The sequence below is a fragment of the Corynebacterium sp. Marseille-P4321 genome, from assembly GCF_903645305.1.
In the GTDB taxonomy this organism is placed as follows: domain Bacteria; phylum Actinomycetota; class Actinomycetes; order Mycobacteriales; family Mycobacteriaceae; genus Corynebacterium.
Window position 1 is genome coordinate 372,098 of the sequence record NZ_CAHJXO010000001.1, and the last position, 17,105, is coordinate 389,202.

General features: G+C 61.0%; 15 protein-coding genes. 13 read left to right on the forward strand and 2 right to left on the reverse strand.

The window, feature by feature from the left end; all coding sequences use genetic code 11:
* Positions 1–202 precede the first annotated feature (202 nt).
* From HWX32_RS01445 to HWX32_RS01490, 10 genes are all read left to right on the forward strand, one after another.
* Positions 203–1,810 carry a SpaH/EbpB family LPXTG-anchored major pilin gene (locus tag HWX32_RS01445; protein ID WP_175934445.1) on the forward strand — a complete coding sequence of 536 codons (1,608 nt, stop codon included), beginning with the start codon at positions 203–205 and terminating at the stop codon, positions 1,808–1,810.
* Positions 1,811–1,890: 80 nt separating this feature from the next.
* Positions 1,891–2,802 carry a class C sortase gene (locus tag HWX32_RS01450; protein ID WP_254868213.1) on the forward strand — a complete coding sequence of 304 codons (912 nt, stop codon included), beginning with the start codon at positions 1,891–1,893 and terminating at the stop codon, positions 2,800–2,802.
* Positions 2,803–2,804: 2 nt separating this feature from the next.
* Positions 2,805–4,211 carry a SpaH/EbpB family LPXTG-anchored major pilin gene (locus tag HWX32_RS01455; RefSeq protein WP_175934446.1) on the forward strand — a complete coding sequence of 469 codons (1,407 nt, stop codon included), beginning with the start codon at positions 2,805–2,807 and terminating at the stop codon, positions 4,209–4,211.
* 55 nt (positions 4,212–4,266) lie between these two features.
* Entirely contained in the window at positions 4,267–8,478 is a 4,212-nt protein-coding gene (locus tag HWX32_RS01460; protein WP_175934447.1) for a VWA domain-containing protein, read from the forward strand.
* Between the two features lie 156 nt (positions 8,479–8,634).
* Positions 8,635–9,324: a hypothetical protein gene (locus tag HWX32_RS01465; RefSeq protein ID WP_175934448.1), complete on the forward strand. Its 690-nt coding sequence runs from the start codon at positions 8,635–8,637 to the stop codon at positions 9,322–9,324.
* Positions 9,325–9,449: 125 nt separating this feature from the next.
* A complete protein-coding gene (locus HWX32_RS01470; RefSeq protein ID WP_175934449.1) occupies positions 9,450–9,956 on the forward strand; it encodes a hypothetical protein in 507 nt (168 codons plus the stop codon).
* A gap of 2 nt (positions 9,957–9,958) precedes the next feature.
* A complete protein-coding gene (locus HWX32_RS01475) occupies positions 9,959–10,717 on the forward strand; it encodes a hypothetical protein (RefSeq protein WP_175934450.1) in 759 nt (252 codons plus the stop codon).
* Between the two features lie 140 nt (positions 10,718–10,857).
* On the forward strand, positions 10,858–11,598 hold the full coding sequence (locus HWX32_RS01480) for a hypothetical protein (protein WP_254868215.1): 741 nt from the start codon (positions 10,858–10,860) through the stop codon (positions 11,596–11,598).
* Between the two features lie 226 nt (positions 11,599–11,824).
* Positions 11,825–12,679 carry a hypothetical protein gene (locus HWX32_RS01485; RefSeq protein ID WP_175934451.1) on the forward strand — a complete coding sequence of 285 codons (855 nt, stop codon included), beginning with the start codon at positions 11,825–11,827 and terminating at the stop codon, positions 12,677–12,679.
* A gap of 150 nt (positions 12,680–12,829) precedes the next feature.
* Positions 12,830–13,501 (forward strand): hypothetical protein, encoded by a 672-nt coding sequence (locus tag HWX32_RS01490; RefSeq protein ID WP_254868216.1) that lies wholly within the window; start codon positions 12,830–12,832, stop codon positions 13,499–13,501.
* A 12-nt stretch (positions 13,502–13,513) separates the two neighbouring features.
* Here HWX32_RS01490 and HWX32_RS01495 read toward each other — a convergent pair whose 3' ends face one another.
* Both HWX32_RS01495 and HWX32_RS01500 read right to left on the reverse strand, forming a co-directional pair.
* Positions 13,514–13,957, reverse strand: a complete 444-nt coding sequence (locus HWX32_RS01495; protein ID WP_175934452.1) for a MarR family winged helix-turn-helix transcriptional regulator — start codon at positions 13,955–13,957, stop codon at positions 13,514–13,516.
* Between the two features lie 55 nt (positions 13,958–14,012).
* Positions 14,013–14,309, reverse strand: coding sequence for a rhodanese-like domain-containing protein (locus HWX32_RS01500; protein WP_175934453.1), 297 nt, complete (start codon positions 14,307–14,309; stop codon positions 14,013–14,015).
* 19 nt (positions 14,310–14,328) lie between these two features.
* Here HWX32_RS01500 and HWX32_RS01505 point away from each other — a divergent pair, with 19 nt between their 5' ends.
* The 3 genes from HWX32_RS01505 (at position 14,329) to HWX32_RS01515 (ending at position 17,083) form a co-directional block, all read left to right on the forward strand.
* Complete coding sequence (locus HWX32_RS01505) at positions 14,329–15,108, forward strand: hypothetical protein (protein WP_254868217.1); 780 nt, start codon at positions 14,329–14,331, stop codon at positions 15,106–15,108.
* Between the two features lie 119 nt (positions 15,109–15,227).
* Complete coding sequence (locus HWX32_RS01510) at positions 15,228–16,163, forward strand: hypothetical protein (RefSeq protein ID WP_175934455.1); 936 nt, start codon at positions 15,228–15,230, stop codon at positions 16,161–16,163.
* Between the two features lie 80 nt (positions 16,164–16,243).
* Entirely contained in the window at positions 16,244–17,083 is an 840-nt protein-coding gene (locus HWX32_RS01515; RefSeq protein ID WP_175934456.1) for a hypothetical protein, read from the forward strand.
* Positions 17,084–17,105: the final 22 nt, after the last annotated feature.

The window sequence follows — 17,105 nt, forward strand, 5'->3', positions numbered from 1 at the left end:
CGTAATTTTCGCGACATATGTCTTTCCTGAACACCCTTAAGCTGCATGTTTGGGCAGAATCGACGCCTCTGTGAGTTAGTAGTACATTCCTATCTGTGCCCAAGCTGGGCTAGGTCTCCCAGGGGTGATTCCCAGAATCCCGGAGCCCTCAATCGCTGACCTGAACGGCCCAGCGACCACCACATCCGAAAGGAACACACTCATGGCAGTAGCCCTAAAGAAAACCGCGGCGATCGCTATCGCTGCAGGTTTCGCCATCTCCGGCGCCGCCGGTATGGCAGCCACGGAAGCTCTGGCTCAACCGGCCGCAGCGACGTCTGCGTTCACGGGTACGCAAAACATCCCGTCCGACTGGACCACCGGCAACCTTTACATCAACAAGTTCGAGAACGCGACCTCGGGTACTGCGGGCAACGGCGAGAAAATCGACGACACGTCGAAGCTCGGGCGCCCGATGCAGGGCGTGAAGTACTCCATCATCAAGCTCGATGGCCTCGATGTGCGCAAGAACTCGGACTGGCAGAAGTTCGCCACCTTCAACACCCTGAACAACAACGGTGCTCTACCGGAAGGGGTCACGGAGGGCACAAAGACCGAGGTCACTACTGACGCAGATGGTCTGGCAACCGCAGAGCTGCCGATCGGCTTCTACAAGGTGGTTGAAACGGTCCCGGAGGGTTACACCGCCAAATCCAACCCCTTCTACGTCTCGCTTCCGATGACGGACCCGTCCAACCGCTCTCAGTGGATGCGCGACGTGTACGTCTACCCGAAGAACCAGGGCCCGGAGGAAACCAGCAGGCCGACCAAGACGGTCGTGGATGCGAATAAGCACGCTGGCGAGATCATTGAGTACCCGGTCTCGCAGGTGCTGCCGAACACTGCCGACACCCGCGCCAACGGTTTTGCATACTACGCAGTTCGAGATGTGGTTCCGCAGGATCGTTTGGAGCTACCGACTGCGAACGACGCGGCCAGCGCTGTTAAAGATGTCACGGTGAACGGAACGGCTCTGACCGCGGGCACTGACTACTTCGTTCAGCTCGACAATGCCGGCAACCCGGTTGTGACCTTCTCCAAGTCTCGAGTCGATCAGCTCAAGGCCAATGACACCGTTGAGATCAACTTCCAGTTCAGGGTCAAGGCTGTTGCCGGCGAGGAACTCGGTTCTGTCGAGAACGAGCTCGAGACCTACCCGGTCCCAGGCAACGCGACCAACCCGCCGACCCCGCCGACCGACACCCCGCCGGACACCCCGTGGGAGCCGCCGACAGATACCCCGCCGGACACCCCGGAGCACAACCCGAACTCCTACTTCGGCAACGCGTACCTGACGAAGAAAGACGCCTCCGCCAAGACCGCGATTAAGGGTGCGCAGTTCTCGGTCTACGGTGGCGCCTGCTCCACCGTAGACACCTCCACCACGGCGTTGATGACGGCGACTACTGGCGACGACGGCCGCGCAGACTTCCTCGGCCTGCACGTCAACAACTTCGAGAACGATGCAGCGACGGGGGAGACCCAGACGACTCCGAAGAGCTACTGCCTCGTCGAGTCGCAGGCAGCCCCGGGCTACGAGCTTCTTGCCCAGCCGATCGATTTCCAGATCCTCGTCGAGGGCCAGGATGCCGCAGGCAAGGGTGGCACCGTGAAGGCTGTCAACCTCACCACCGACCAAAACCTGACGGACAACACCAGGCTGAACCTGCCGCTTACCGGTGGCAACGGCATCTGGTTTGTTCTCGCCATCGGCGCGATCCTCGTCGCAGCTGGCGGTGCTTACTCCTACGCACAGCGTCGTAACGCGTAAGCAATTCGCGGTGTAACCGCACGCTGCCCGCGATCCGTGCGGGCAGCGACCAAACTTCGTACACGGAAAGGGGAGCAGTGGTGTCCACAGCTCTTGTCGAGCCACCAGCTCAAGGGCCCGTCCCTCAGGCGGATGCTCCGCGGCGGAAGAAACAGTCGAAGATTGTGCCGCTGCTCCTCGTTCTCGCTGGGATCCTGGTGCTGTTGTACCCGGTGGTTGCCACCTACATGGCAAACCGGAACCAGTCCGTGGTGTCCCAGGTGTACACGGATACAACTTCACAAATCTCGCAGGAACAAAACGACGCCATTATCGGCGCGGCGAAAAGGTACAACGCAGACAGTGTCGGTGGACCGATTCTCGATCCCTGGCTTGCCCGCATTCGCGAAGACAACGCGGCGTACATGGAGTACCTCAAGCAGTTGGACTTCGGTACGGACGCGATGGCTCGCGTGGTCATCCCGTCGATCCACTCGGACTTGCCCATTTACCACGGCACCACCGAAGAAGTGCTGGAGAAGGGCATCGGTCACCTTTTCGGTACCTCGCTGCCGGTAGGCGGTGAGGGGACTCACGCGGTGCTGACTGGACACACAGGCCTCACACGCGCGACGCTCTGGGACAACCTCGCAGACGTCAAACCCGGCGATGCTGTGTATATCCAGGTCGGCTTGGAAAAGATGAAGTACCAGGTGGATGGCTCCAAGGTTGTCCTCCCGGAGGAAACTCAGTCCCTTCACCCTGAGCCGGGTGCGGACAAACTCACTCTGGTTACCTGCACCCCTTACGGCATCAACTCGCACCGCCTCCTGGTGGAGGCGCACCGGGTGCCGATGGATGCTGAGGGCGAGCAGGTGTTCACACAGCCGCTTACTCCTTGGCAAAACTGGATGACATGGGTGCTCGTCGCAGTAACCGCGATCCTCCTGTTCATGCTGATTACGTACCTGCGACGCAAGAGCAAGCAACGGTCAGGAAAGGCCGAGGTATAGCAATGAAACAATTACGGCTCCTTCCCTGGCCGGCGGTATTACTTATCGCTTTCCTGATGGTTCTCGGTCTGCCTGTGGCCCAGGCGCAAAACGCCTCCACCATTGACGCAGCGCGCACCGGTTCGCTTACCATCCACAAGTCTGAGGGGGACCCGTTCACGCAGTATGGCGATCCGTCGAGAGGCGGAGCAACTGCGGAACGTGCGCCACTCGAGGGCATCCCGTTCGAAATCCGACGGGTGACTAGCCTCGATGTGTCGAGCAACAAGGGTTGGCGCGACTACGCCAAAACCAACATCGAAGACTTCTTCGCCGGAGGCGCCCGCGAGAAGCAGCTCGGCGAGAAGCGGGTGGCGAGCACCGACGCGAACGGAAACGCGAGATTCGACGACTTGCCATTGGGCTTTTACTACGTCTCGGAACTCCCGACTGTGGGCCAAGACAGGTCACTCTCTCTGATCCGCCCGTTCATCGTTTCGGTGCCTGGCACCGATCCCGCCACCAGGGAGCGGTGGCTTTACGACGTCACCGTGAACGCCAAGGACCAACGCCTGCAGATTAATAAAGCGCGTGACCGTGAGCGAGGCATTGTTGGCGACGAGATCCGCTACACGATGTCTGCGACCTCACCAGCGCCGCAAGCCGACGGGAAGATCCACCGCTACGAAATCGTGGATCCGCTCCAGTCTGATCTCACGTACATCGGCAACCCCGAGGTAACCCTCACAGACGGTCACGGCAAGCAAGAGATCTTGCCGGGTTCCAACTACCGCGTTGAGGCAATCGAAGGGCGGATCGTGAGAATGCAATTGAATGAGCGGGGCCGTGAAAAACTCGCTGCGATCCGTCTGGGAAATCCAGCCGCGCAAGTGACCCTTAGCTTTACTACGCGAATCGCCCGCGATCCCGATGACCACGTGATCCGCAACACTTCATACTTGCTCACCGAGGGTTACCCAGAGTTCGACTCCGGCAAACCTCGCCAGGGCGTGCCCTCGAACGAGGTGACCACAATCGTGGAAGATTCGGATCCGGGCAATGAGCCTTCCAAGACACCGACGCCAACCAGCGTGACGTCCACCGAGCCGACAACATCCGTGTTTACGCCGGTACCCCCGCCAAGCGACGAGCCCTCGACAGTTACCTCGACTCGCAAGACCACGATCCCGAACGAGTCAATTACCCGGGAAGTGGGTACTGGTGAGCGCGTTACCGTGACGAATGTTCGGGAAGCTAATTCCCGAGAGAACGTGACGGTTACTGGTATACCCGGCAGCGACGACCCGCGCCGCTCCGGACCGTTGGCCTCCACCGGCGCTGACGTTCTATGGGCTGCTGGAGTGGGTGCGGTACTGGTGCTTGCCGGAATCTTCCTGGCAACGCGCCGCAGGGAGGACAGCAATGAATAGCCGCCTAGCCGATCAGAAACAGGAAAATCGACCGTTCTCGTTAGGAAGTAGAGCAATGAACAAACGTGCGCTGCTTAACATCTCAGCCTTCGTCGGAGTGCTGGTACTTATCCTCGGTGTGATGGTCTTTCCGATTAGCCGTATGGCTATTGCGTCGGCGCAAACTGTGAACGAAGATAGCATCGATCAAGGCCCTGCCCTCCCCGTCGAGGAAAGTCTTGATCCGGAATTCGCCGAAACGGATTCCGTGAATTTGCCACGGTTAGCCACTTACGCAGCTACTGAAGAATCGCCCGGTACGGAAGCAAACTGCACGGAGGTGAGCATTCCCATCGCCAACGTTTTCGCTGGCCCTGGAACCCGTACTACTGCTGCTATTCAGTCTGATTTCGGGAACATAACGGGGAAAACAACGCTCGTAAATTTGAATATTACGTCTTCGGTGGATTTCAACTACAAGTTCACCGACTGGTCGGTTGATATTGCTGGCCAAGTTTATAACAGTGGCAATGATTTCCAGCTGATTCAGAATAATCCCCGTAGTGCCACTCTCACTTTCAATGAGCCGGTCCGTGTGAAAGCTTCGCAGCGAATGGTTATTCACACCTATTTCAACGGTCGGCCGAGCGCAGCAAAACCGGTCATCATTGCAGACGGTCTGGCTTGTCCCAGCGACAACCAGCCCAAAACTGCCGCTCCGGACGACGTATGTACGACTACAGAAGCAAACACTAACGACCCTGTTTCGACCGGTACAGGCAACTTCACTCAGACTAACCAGATTCCCGCCGGGTGGGCCTCGCGGCCTCTTGCGCGACCCGTGCGACTCGAAAGTATTGAGTTTGGCGTTAAATCCGGCCAAAATATCGTAAAGAGCGTTTCTGCTCAGGGAGGAAATCAGGGCTATTTCGTTGTGGAAGTAACGCTCCCCGATGACGAGGGGCTTGTCACTTATGTGGGTGGCGAGGATTTCACCGTCAGCGGTAACTGGTCCGACGATTCGGGTTCTGACTTCGTACTCAATTTTTATAACCCTCCTGCTTTGCCAGACGGTGCCGAAGTGCAGGTGAAATTCCTTACTCATGGGCCAATCGACGCTGCGGCGCGTGCGATGAAGCCTGATAACATCGAGCTTCTATTCGTGGGCAAAACGTGCGAGGGTGGCAAGGTTCCTCCGGCCTACGAGTGGGCACCTCTACAGGGTTCCGGTGATGGCACAAATAAAGAAACCGAGTCCGAAGGTGTCGGTGGTTATGCGACTATTCGACAGTACGCGCGGGCGTTTAACCCCAACGTTCACTCGTCAAATGACTCAGCTATTGCGTCGAACGATCTTCGGTACACGAAGGGCGCAACCTTTGAGTTGTGGCTTGGCGATCGGAATAGCACCACGAGTGGGCCGGTGACGCGGATTAACCGCCCGGAAGCAACATGCACCATTGCAGACAATGGGTTCTGTGATCTACGCGTGCCCACCACCGTCAACGGTAGATCTACCGAATATGTAGGCAAACGCGTATGGGTGGTTCAGACAAAGGCAGCGGATGGTGCCTACTGGGGTAACGAAATCAAAACTGGCGACTACGACGGCCCTGAGAAAACTACTCGCACCATCGGGTACACAGATCCGCTCAAGGATGGCAAGACCTACAACGCTTCCTTAACGGGCAACGACCGTGAACAATCGTTTGGTGCCGCAGTTCAAGCATTGGACAATCCCAACTTGCCACCGACTTGCAATCCTGGTCCGAAAATCGCCCTGGTTATGGATCTGTCCGCGTCAATCTCCGAAGACGAAATGCGCACGTACCAGAACGCATTGACCGGCCAGGGCGGACTCGTGGACAAACTCGCAGGCACGAATTCTTCCCTGTCTGCTTACACCTTCAGTTGGGGCTCTCCATCTGAAAACAACCAATCAATTAGAAATTACTCCGATTTGGTGAATGTCGATACGAATCCGGACCTGGCCAAGAAGATTATTAACGACAGAATGAATCGAGGGGGCCGCACCAACTGGAACCAAGGCTTAGCTGCCGCCTACGAAGGAGGGAAGAATATTAATGACCCCGCTCGGCCTGATCGAAAAAGGTACGATCTCGTCCTGTTTATCACGGATGGAAACCCGAACACCACCGGTTCGCAGGAGTACCGCCCGGCAGGAAACGACGTTTCGTTAAAGGCCCTAGAAGGCGGTGTCTACGCTGCCAACGAGCTTAAGGCCGAAGGAACCCGGGTAGTTGCCGTTGCTGTAGGCCGGGAAGGACAAAACACTCCGGAGAATCTTCGCCTCATTTCTGGTCAGAAGGAGAATGTCGACTACTTCAACCACAACTGGGACCAGCTGGCTGAAAGTGTCTCGTCGATCGTCCGCGGTGTGTCCTGCCAGGGCAAGATCACAGTTACTAAAGAGATTGTCAACGAGCAGGGTGAGAAGATTGCCGATGGCGCTGATTGGGGCTTCACTGCCGGTTTGAATGACGTGGCAGGTAAGTCGAACGTCAGCAACGGAAACATCCGAGTGGTGAATACGCCGGATGCTGGCCGCGAGGTGCAACAAGATACTAAAGCCAACGGTACCGCAACGTGGGGTGTCAATTTCAACACCGAATCCACCGCTGATGCTCGGGCCACGGCGTATCTCTCTGAAGAAGAAAAGGCCGGTTACAAATTCCGCGAAGCGGTGTGTAAACGAACTGATCTCAATGGGAAAGTGAAACAAGAGAAGACGATCTCCGAGTTGAGCTCCGGACGTATTGAACTCGGAGAGATTGCGCTTGAGGAAAATTGGGACTGTTTAGTCCGAAACCAGAAATCGGCACCGAAGGTCGACCTGAATAAGCAGGTTGTCGACTACAAGCAGCTTTCTACTGGAGATAATGCAGGGAAGTGGCAAATCGATTACGACGTTACGGTTACAAATTCTGGTGACACAGACGTTAAGTACTCGTTGAATGACGAACTTCGCTACGGACAAGGTCTGAACCCTGAGGAAGCAACATGGAGGAAGTTTGAGGGTACGAACAGCACACCAGTCAATCAGGGGCGTTGGACGAACCTAGGTTCGAACAAGACTGCGGCTCTCGCTCAGGATGACGTGGTTGAAAGTAGCTCGCTCCACCGCTACCGCGTTACCGTGATCGCTTCGCTTGAGCAGGGGACAGCTTATCCTGCAGGACGTGCGTGCGTGTTTACCAATGGCGTCCCGGAGCCGGGCGGATTCCTCAACACCGCATCGCTGACACCCGAAGGGCTCGACTCACAAAACGCCAGCGCATGTGCTGAGCCGGAGGTGCCCGAGATCCTAAAGGTGGGAAAGCAGGTTGAGCCCATCGGTGATGGTGAATACGAAGCGACGTACTTACTGACGGTCAGGAACAGGACGAACATCCAGCGTGAGGGGTACACCGCTATCAACAAGAACCTGGTGTACTCGTTGACTGATCAGCCGAGCTTCCCTGAAGCTGCGACCGTGACCGGTTGGACTGTCTCAGCTCGGAGTGGAGTTAGCAATTTCTCGGAAAAGCAGATTAACTCTGGAACGTTGCCTATCGAGGTCGTGCCAGAGTCGGCTCCGCAGGTGATCGCACCAGGAACTCAGCATCAGTATGAGGTAAAGATTCGGTACAAGCTCGAAGGGCTTACGAACGTGTCGGCCCTCAAGTGTGAAAGCAATGGTGGCACTGGTGGGTTACGCAACACTGCAACGGTGAAATCCGGCGCACAAACCAGGGACGCTGTTGCTTGCTTAGACGGCCCAGATCCCACTCCGACGTTCAAGATTGGCGTTGAAAAATGGGGTGACGATGGTTCAGGACTAAAGAACCTGGGTGATCCAGCGAGCGGAAATAGCTATGGCTTCGAAATCCGAAGCGGGGAAGTAGTGACGCAGCTGACGAAGTTTTCGGACTCCGAGAACGGCGGATACCTCACGGCTGATCTTGAGCTCGAGCCAGGCACTCAGTACCAGCTGGTTGAGACCGAAGCTCCGGTGGGATATGAGCTCCTGCCTGCGCCGGTGACGTTCACGATCACTCGCCAAACAGACGGTTCGTACGAGTTGCAGATCCAGGATTCCGGAACAGTGTCAAATGTCGTTGCCGTAGACGCTGTTGGAGACCCGAACTTGCGGTTGTTGAAGGTCACCGACGTCCGGCGCGGCGAGTTGCCCCACACCGGTGGCGTAGGCGTCCAGCTGCCGATTCTGCTCGGCGGCGCCCTGATCGCCGCGGGCGCTTTGATGGGGAGGCGCAAGGTCGCAGCCTAAGCGCTGGAGCCCGCTCTAAATGCGCACAGAAAGGGCCCGGCTCAATTGAGATTGATTGGGCCGGGCCTTTTTGTCGCGCAAGACTATTGTCAGCAGCGGGCCCGGACCAAGTTCGCGCTGCGAGATCTCTCAGGTAGCGCTAATTTTTGACGCATAATGTCCCGCCGCGCACTCGCCGCCACCACCGCTGCCATTTTCGCCGCCGCCATCGCCGCCGTACCCGCTAGCGCCGCCCAGCCGGAGGCGTTCCCCGAATCCACCCGTCCATACCTGTACTTCCAGAGCTTCGACGGGGTGGACAACCCCGCACACTTCACGCAAAACCTGCCGGACGGCTTGTCGCAAGACGTCAAGGGCGTGACCTCGGGCGAGGCCCGCTGGAACGGCTGGACCATCTCCGACGCGCGGCACTGGACGTGGGCGTCCGGCACTGACGAGCGCCACTACTTCACGCAGGGACACGATCAGTTCGCCATCATCGATTCGAAGCAGCAGCGGCTGGCTGAGCGCGACTCAATGGACGCGCGCATGACCACCGAGCCGATCAACGTGAGCGGGCAGACCAAGGTCGCCCTCGAGTTCGACCAGCACTACCGCCAGGGCAAGAAGGGGCAAACCGCACTGGTTGCGGTGAGGTTCGATGGTGGGGAACCGGATGTCGTCGATAGGCTGACCAGCAACCGCTACTCCTCCCACGAGTACTACGAGCTCGCGGTACCGGAAGGCGCGACAACTATGCAGGTGACGTTTAGCTACCTCGGCGGCAACGACGACTACTGGTGGGCCGTGGACAAAGTGGCGGTGCGCGCGCCGTTTACCCAAGTGTTTAGACCACGTGTTCAGTAACGGTGCGGTGAGTGTCGGGTAACGCCCGGGTGGGTATCGGGTAACACCCCGCAGGGGCTGGAACCCGCGCGCGCCAACAATTAAACTTGCATCCGTTCGTTCCGCCACAGGGGAGGAGGAGCCAAGTGCGATTGACAATCGAGCAGATTGCGGTCGGCTTTCGCGTCGAAGAGTCGTCGATCCGAAACGTCGTTGACCAACAGTTGGTCACCCTCGACGCCGATGGCACACTCCATCACCTTCTCGCCCAGGCCGTCGCGAGGTACGTCTCTGACGAGTTCACGGACCTCTTCGGCTCGTCTGTAAACCTCCCCGGCTCGCAACTGGTCTTTGTCCAACCCGGGGTGGCGGGCTGTTCTGGGTTCACGCGCGCGGGGATAAGCCTGTTGGGTCGCGAGAATCTCGGTATCGCGCCCGGTGGCCGCGAGTACTACCAGGCGCGCAGCGTTGACCAACTTCACGCTGCCGGTCTCACCTACCTGACCAACGAGATGACGAATCTCGGATTTCTAATCCGCCACGAAGACACTAGCGAGATGCAAGCTCTCGCGGACGCGTACATGCTCGGCGATGCTCGTATTCAAGCCGCAGTCCGGAAGCGCATAGATTCCTCCTCGAGTACTGCTGCCTAACTATGCAAGAGGGTATCTTCCCGCACGTCGCCGAAGTGGCCGGAATCCTCGAGGGAGAGGATTGGCTACTGGTAGGTGGTGCGATGACGCAGGTTCATTGCGCATTGCACGGCATCACCTACGAGCGCCCGACTACCGACGTCGACCTCGTGGTTGACCCGGTCAATGGATCCACTCTCTACGCAGTGGCCGCCCGCCTTGAGCACAACGGTTTTGAAAAGGTCGAGCTCCCAGATGGCGAAGGGGCACTCCACCGTTTTCGCCGAGAGGACGGGTTGGTGGTCGATGTAATGGGCAGGGACAGCAGCTTAACGCCCCGGAAGTGGTTCGGTTACAAGGTTGTGCAGTGCCCCGGATCTAAATCGGCATTGGGTGTTTTCTCTGATGGCTCACCGAAACCCGTCGTTGATGTCGACCTCGGTGGCGAGCAAAACGTTAGGGTTCCCAACGTTTGGTCATCGCTAGCGATCAAGGGGCGAGCGCTTCGGCAAACCGGTGCGTATAAGGAGCGGCACATCCAGGATTCGTTGGCGCTCCTCGCATGTGCGTCCGCCGTCGAGTCGAAACGCGACCTCACCAAGTCCGAGCGGCAGGCAATCAATTTCACCCTCTCCAGCAGTTACTTGGGGGATCTTGCGAATTGGACTCCGCTCTCAGACAGCCATTGGCCCGCAGCCCTCAGCGAAATTCGACGACTTCGCCCGCAGGGTGAGATTGGTGTCCCCCAGCCCCTCCAGCCACTTTTACCGGAGTCGTCCTAATACCAGCTTGTCCAGAAACTCGCCTGCCGGACCGCCATTCAAAGGTGCAAAATACGCGGTGGTGCACTCGTTGGTCCGGCAGGCGCTGCATCCTCTCAAGTCCATTTCGCCCAGCGAACTTCAGGACGTACGCTAAAGCGATGCATTCGTCGGCACCGCAACTGCCCCCAGCACGCAACCGCCAGGGGGCGACCGCGCTCGCCGTCGGCGTGCTCGTCGGTGCCTTGCTCCCGTTCGTGAGCGGCCTGACTGCACCGGGGAATTCGGGGGAGGAGGCGGCGCCGGTGAGCGTCGAGAAGCAAGCGCCCGCACCTGCGCCGGACGACTCCCGCATCATCCCCAGCAGCCGCCCTCTCGAGATGTACGTCCCGGCCATCGGTCTGGTTGCAGGGTTCGAGCAAGGAAGCTGCAGGCTTGTCGACGGCTTCATCGACCCCGTGAGCCTTGACCTGGCGTGCGCGTACACGGCACCGGATCGCCCGTATCGGCTTCCCGGCTCGAACGCCGACGACATCGTAGTAATCGCGGGGCACGCGGGCGCCGGCACGGCCGCTGTCTTCGACCCGATGTATAACCCGAACGCCGATCATCACAACGTGCGGGTCGGCGACGTCCTCTATATTCGCACCGAAACCTCCGGCGAGAATTGGTTGAAATACACCGCGACCGATTTGCACAGCCCGGAAAAGAGCGGTCTGGCTGGCGATGCCTCCGTGTGGGGCGAGGGGGCCACCCCCGGGAGGTTGTTGACGATTAGTTGCATCCAGCCCGCATTCGCGCCGTCCGTGCGCAACGCGGTGGTGGGGTGGCAGTTCGCCGGAATCGCCGGTCCGGGGCCTGGCGCGGACGCGCCGCCGCCGATCCTTCCCGCCGCGGGTTGAAATACGTAACGCTTTCAGGCTTTAGGACGATGTCCTTGATGTAAACCGAATACTTCTACTCGGACCTCCGTTTTCCGTTACGCATGTGGCAGAAGTTAAAATATGAATCTTTTGTTTCTGTAATTTTTGCCGGCTAGTGGTACGGTGTCCGCGTAGGTGCTTCGCAGTCTTTTGGCGTTTGCGTCAGGGGCAGGCGGAGCGCGTCGCATTTTCGAAGGAGAAAAATATGAAGCGTACGAACAAGACCGCCATCGCGCTGGCAACTGCTGGCGCACTCGGCTTCGGCATCGTCCCGATGGCCGGCGCGCAGCCGACCACAACCACGTACGAGACACAGCGTGCGGCTGACAGCACCAACGACGCCACAACTGAGATCTTTGACACCGATTCCGCGAACCCCAAGACAGGTCCAGCTGAATCCTACGTCGAAGGGAACGACCCTGCGGCTAACCGGCCTGAGGCGGCTCTCGTTGTCGAGACCACGGTTGAGGGAACCCCGTCGACGACCACCCGCACCGCTGAAGCTGGCGAAACCTTCCCGCATGGTCACGTAATCACCAAGAAGGAAGGTGACAAGACTCTGGTCCTTTTCGAGGACGAGAACAAGGCCCAGTTCTACCTTGAGACGAACGCAAATGGCGAGCCGGTTCGCAATGGCAAGGTGGTCGAGGGCCTGCGTCCGGCATCCGTGGAGCGCAAGCCCGGCGAGACCACCGAGAAGGACGCCCTTCCGGTCGTCCTCGGTGTGCTTGGCGGCCTGGCTGGTCTCGGCCTGGTCATCGCCGGCGTGAACTACTGGGTGAACAAGGACGGCAACCTGGTCACTGACCCGGACAAGGTCAACGAGCCGTCGAAGCCGGAAGACGCCGCCAACACCGAGAAGATCGTGGGCGAGAACGTCGATGAGGTTGCTCAGCAGGTCGGCATCGACCCGGCCACCGGCCAGCCGGTCGACGGCGGTGAGCGCGGTATCGGCGCTTCCACCGGCGTGAACAAGATCCCGGCCGCGCTGCTCAGCCTGCTGCTCGCGTCCGTGCTCGGCGCCGCCGCCTTCGTGTTCGGCCGCCGCCAGCTCGTCTAAACGCGAACGGTGTAGCCCTAACCGGAACCAGGGGACTTCAAGTCGCCCGGTTCCGGTTTTTGCGTTCTCGGCGGCTGCGGCCGGGATAATTCCGGGTCCGCCATCGTCGCCGCTAGCATCACTCTGATCAAGGTAGGAGAGGAGGCCTCCATGGCCGGTCGTCGCGGGGGTGGGGGTGTGCTGGGCGCGGCCGCCGTCGTCATGCTTGCGCTCGCTGGCGCGTACTGGGTGAGCGAGACGCGCGATGTTCAAGCGCCTGCCCCGCCACAAGCGGCGCAGGCCCCGGTGTCGCCGTCTACTGCCTACATCCCTGAGAGTCGCCCGGTGGAGATGCGCATCCCGGCGATCGGGTTGGTCGCCGGCTTCGAGCAGGGCGATTGCCGCGCGCACGACGGTACGATCGACCCGGCCACGCTGGACCTCGCCTGCGCGTACACTGCGCCGGATCGCCCGTACGCGCTGCCGGGGTCGGACGCGCAGGATTTGGTGGTGGTTGCCGGCCACACGGGTTCGGGCGTGGAAGCAGTCTTCGACAAGCTTTACGACGGCTCCTCCGACCACCACACCGTAAAAATCGGCGACGCGTTGTACCTGCGCACAGAGGCTTCCGGGGAGGCGTGGCTGAAGTACACGGCGACGGACCTGCACGACCCGGTGAAGGAGTCGCTGCGCAGCGACGCGTCGATCTGGGGCGACGGCGCGACACCGGGGCGGCTGCTCACCATCAGCTGTATCCAGCCGCCGTTCTTTGCGCAGTCGGTGAGAAACGCTGTGGTGGGCTGGCAGTTCGAAGGGGTTGCGGGCCCGGAGGCGGCTGGCTAGGGCCGCATCGCCTTAGTCCGACTCGTCGGAGAGGATCGCCTGCGACAGCTTCTTAATGCTCTTCAGCTGCTTCTGCGACGCTTCCTCGAGCGCACGGTCCTCGGCCTCGGTCACGTCATCCGCCAGTGTGTCCAGGGCTTTGACGCCCTTCTTCGTGGCGGTGACAATTTGCCGCCGCCGGTCGTCCGGGTCGCGTTCGCGCTTGACCCAGCCGTGGTCTTCGAGCGAGTCGAGGAGGCGGACCATGTCGGAGGCGTCGACGATCAGAAGCTCCGCGAGCTGGCGTTGCGACATGGGAGTGTCGGCGACGCAGGTGAGAATCCAGAATTCGCGCATGCTGCAGTCGTGGCGAGCGAGCGTGCGTTCCACCTCATCTTTGGTGTGGCGGCGGACCCGCTCGATTTGGAATGAGGGGGACTTCGCCAGCGCGTTGGGAAGTTCGGGAAGCGTCGACATGACACCTATTCTACGGCCGCCGAAACCTGCGAATTCGTCGGTTGGCTGAAAGCAGCTAAATTTCGGTGGGCATGCCCGCGTCCACCCACGCGATCATCCCGCCGGAGACGTTGTGCACGCCGTCGTAGCCGCGCGCCATTTCCAGGTACTCGCCAGCCTGCGCGGAGCGCGAACCCGCGTGGCAGATGAGGTAGATGTCCTGGTCCGGGTCGATCTCGTCGGCGCGCGCGACGAACACGGACAGGGGGATGTTCACGGCGCCAGCTGCGCGTCCGGAGTCGAATTCGTCGGGCTCGCGAACGTCGATAAGCTGTGCGCCCTTGGGCACGGCGGTGGGTTCAATTTCCTTCATTCCTCGTATGATAACGGCCGTGAGCGCCGATTACGTTCCCCGCACCCCGCCCGAGCACACGCGCGCCCCGCGCCCGCAGCGCCCTCCCGAGTGGGTGTTCTGGGCGCGGCGCATCGTTGCGCTCGCGTTGCTCGCATTGTTGCTGTGGGGGCTGGTGAGGTGCACGAAGCTTATCGACGGCTCCGCGGAGCCAACCGAAACCCCTCCCGCGCCCGAAACTGAGGTGGTGGTGACAACGGAGCGTCGAGAAGCGCAAAGCTCTATCCCGACCTCGCGACCCGTGGAAATGATGGTGCCCGTGCTGGGGCTGCGCGCCGACTTCGAGGACGCGGACTGCCGCGTGGTGGACGGCGCGCTGGACCCGAAGACCATGGATAAGGCGTGCGCGTACACGGCCGACGACAAGCCGTACTCGCTGCCCGGCACCGACGCCGAAGACATCGTGGTGGTGGCGGGGCACACGGCGGCAGGGGTGAACGCGGTGTTCAACGAGCTTTACGACGGCTCCCGCGAAGAACACCGCGTCCACACCGGCGACAGCCTCTACCTGCGCACGGAGACCTCGGGCGACGACTGGCTGAAATACACCGCCACCGACCTGCACGACCCAGAGAAGACCGCCCTTTCGGACGACCCGGAGATCTGGGGGACCGGGCCCACCCCCGGCCGGCTGCTCACGATCAGCTGCATCCAGCCCGCGAACCTGCTCGCGGATTCGGTGAAGAACGCCGTGGTGGGGTGGCAGTTCGCCGGCACAGTGACGTGGGAGGATGTGCGCACAGCCTTCGAGCCGCGGTAGCCGCGTGGCGCTGCGCGGTAGCTTTGTGGCGACAAAAGCCTCAAGTAACTCTTGAGACTTTTGTGAAACTTGTTTACTCTCATGACATAACACTTCCCAGTAGTTGTCAGGAGAATCCAATGAAGCGCTTCGCCACCACCCTCACCGCGGCCACGATGGTCGGCGCCCTCGCATTCGCGGCGGTGCCGCAGGCCGGCGCCCAGGCCGAAGGGCCTGCCGCAGCGCCCGTCGCAGAGCCCGCTCAAGTCGGCGCCATCGACCCGCGTGCCATCGAGTTCCTGCAGAATCCGCCGGAGCTCATCCAGGACCAGCTGGGTGATGTCTGGCGCCTGGTGAACGGCGACTACGTGAAGACCGAGATCCCAGCAGACGCGCCCGAGGCCGCCGCCGCGCCGAAGTTCACCTTGAACGCCGACGGCGAGGTTGTGTTTGAAGACGGCACGAACCTGTTCCCGGAGAATCCCGCCCCGGCTACCGACCCGGCTGCGCTTGAGGCGGAGGAGGCTCCGGTTTCCATGCCCGCGCTGAACATGCGATGCGGCGAGACCATTTGGTACCGCACCGGCGACGGCAAGCACTACGTCACCGACCAGGCCCGCGTGAACGGCGCGCTGCCGAAGGATAAGACCCAGGTGCGCACCGCGGCCGAAATGGAGGCCGTGAAGGACCAGTGCGCGTTCATCGAGGGTATGCCTGTTGCTACCCCGGAGGGCCTTACCCCGGGCCAGATCGCGGGTATCGCGGGCGCCGCCGTTGCTGTGCCGCTGATCATCGGTGGCATCGCGTACTGGCTGAACAAGGACGGCCAGACCCTGGTGCCCAGCCAGGAACGCGTGAACGCGGAGCCGACGCCACAGGAGCGCGCTGAGTCCGACCGCCTGCGCGCCGAGCACGCCGCGGAGATCGCCGCGCAGCAGGTTGAGCAGGCGTCCGACGCCCGCGGCATCGCCGCGGAGACCGGCTCCAACACGGTCGCCCGCACTCTGTTCGCCCTCGCGCTCGCCACCATGCTTGGCGCTGCTGCGTTTGTGGCGGGGCGCAGGTTCCTGGTGTAGCGGGAGCGCGTCGATAAGCAATGCCCAAACTCTTAACCTATACTTGAGAGTTACATAACCCCCGCGACCCAGGAGAAACCATGAACCGCATCCTCGCCGCCGCAGCAGCGGGCGCCATCGCGTTCGCCGCGATCCCCTCCGCTGCGGCCCAAGATCTGCCCGAGCGGACCACCGACGCGCGCGGTGAGACCTACTTCCTCAACGAGGAGCGCACGCACTACGTCCGCGACCTACAGGAGGCGGCCAAGCCTTACGCCCAGCTTGACGCCGGGCAAAAGGAGCGGGCGGTCGAGGTGGGCAATGCGGCAATCGCAGGGCTTATCGACGCCGGCGTAATCCGCGACCAACCCACCAACCAGCCTGAAGCGGCCCCCGCCCCCGCGCCTGCTCCGGCGGGCGCTCCCTCGGGAGCTCCGGCGGAAAAGCCGATCGGCCCTTCCGACGTGAACCCGGCAGACCCGGCCCCGGCGGCTGGTGGCAACGTGAAGTTCCCGCCGGTGCTCACCCTTGGCGACACGATCTACTTCCTCACCGCCGACGGCCGCACTTACATCACTGACATGGCACGCGTGGCCGAGATGCCCACGCCGGAGGAGGTCGCCGCCTCTGAGAAGCTCGTGCGCGAGAACGAGTCCGAGGTTGGCCGCCAAGCCCTCGAGGCCGCCCGCGCCGCCGGCGAAGCTCCCGCCGTCGCCGAGGTGGAGTACAACGCGGGCGAGGCCCCGGCCGCCGACGCTGCGGGTACCGCTAACGCCGTCACCGGCGCCGCCGAGGTTGCCGCCGCCACCGCAGCCGACGCGACCCGCGGCATCGCCGCAGAAACCGGCTCCAACACGCTCATGCGCGTACTCGCGGGCCTGCTTATCGCCTCCGTGCTTGGCGCCGCCGCCTTCGCGTACGGCCGTCGCCAGCTGGTCTAACATTTTCCGGCTGGTAATATCT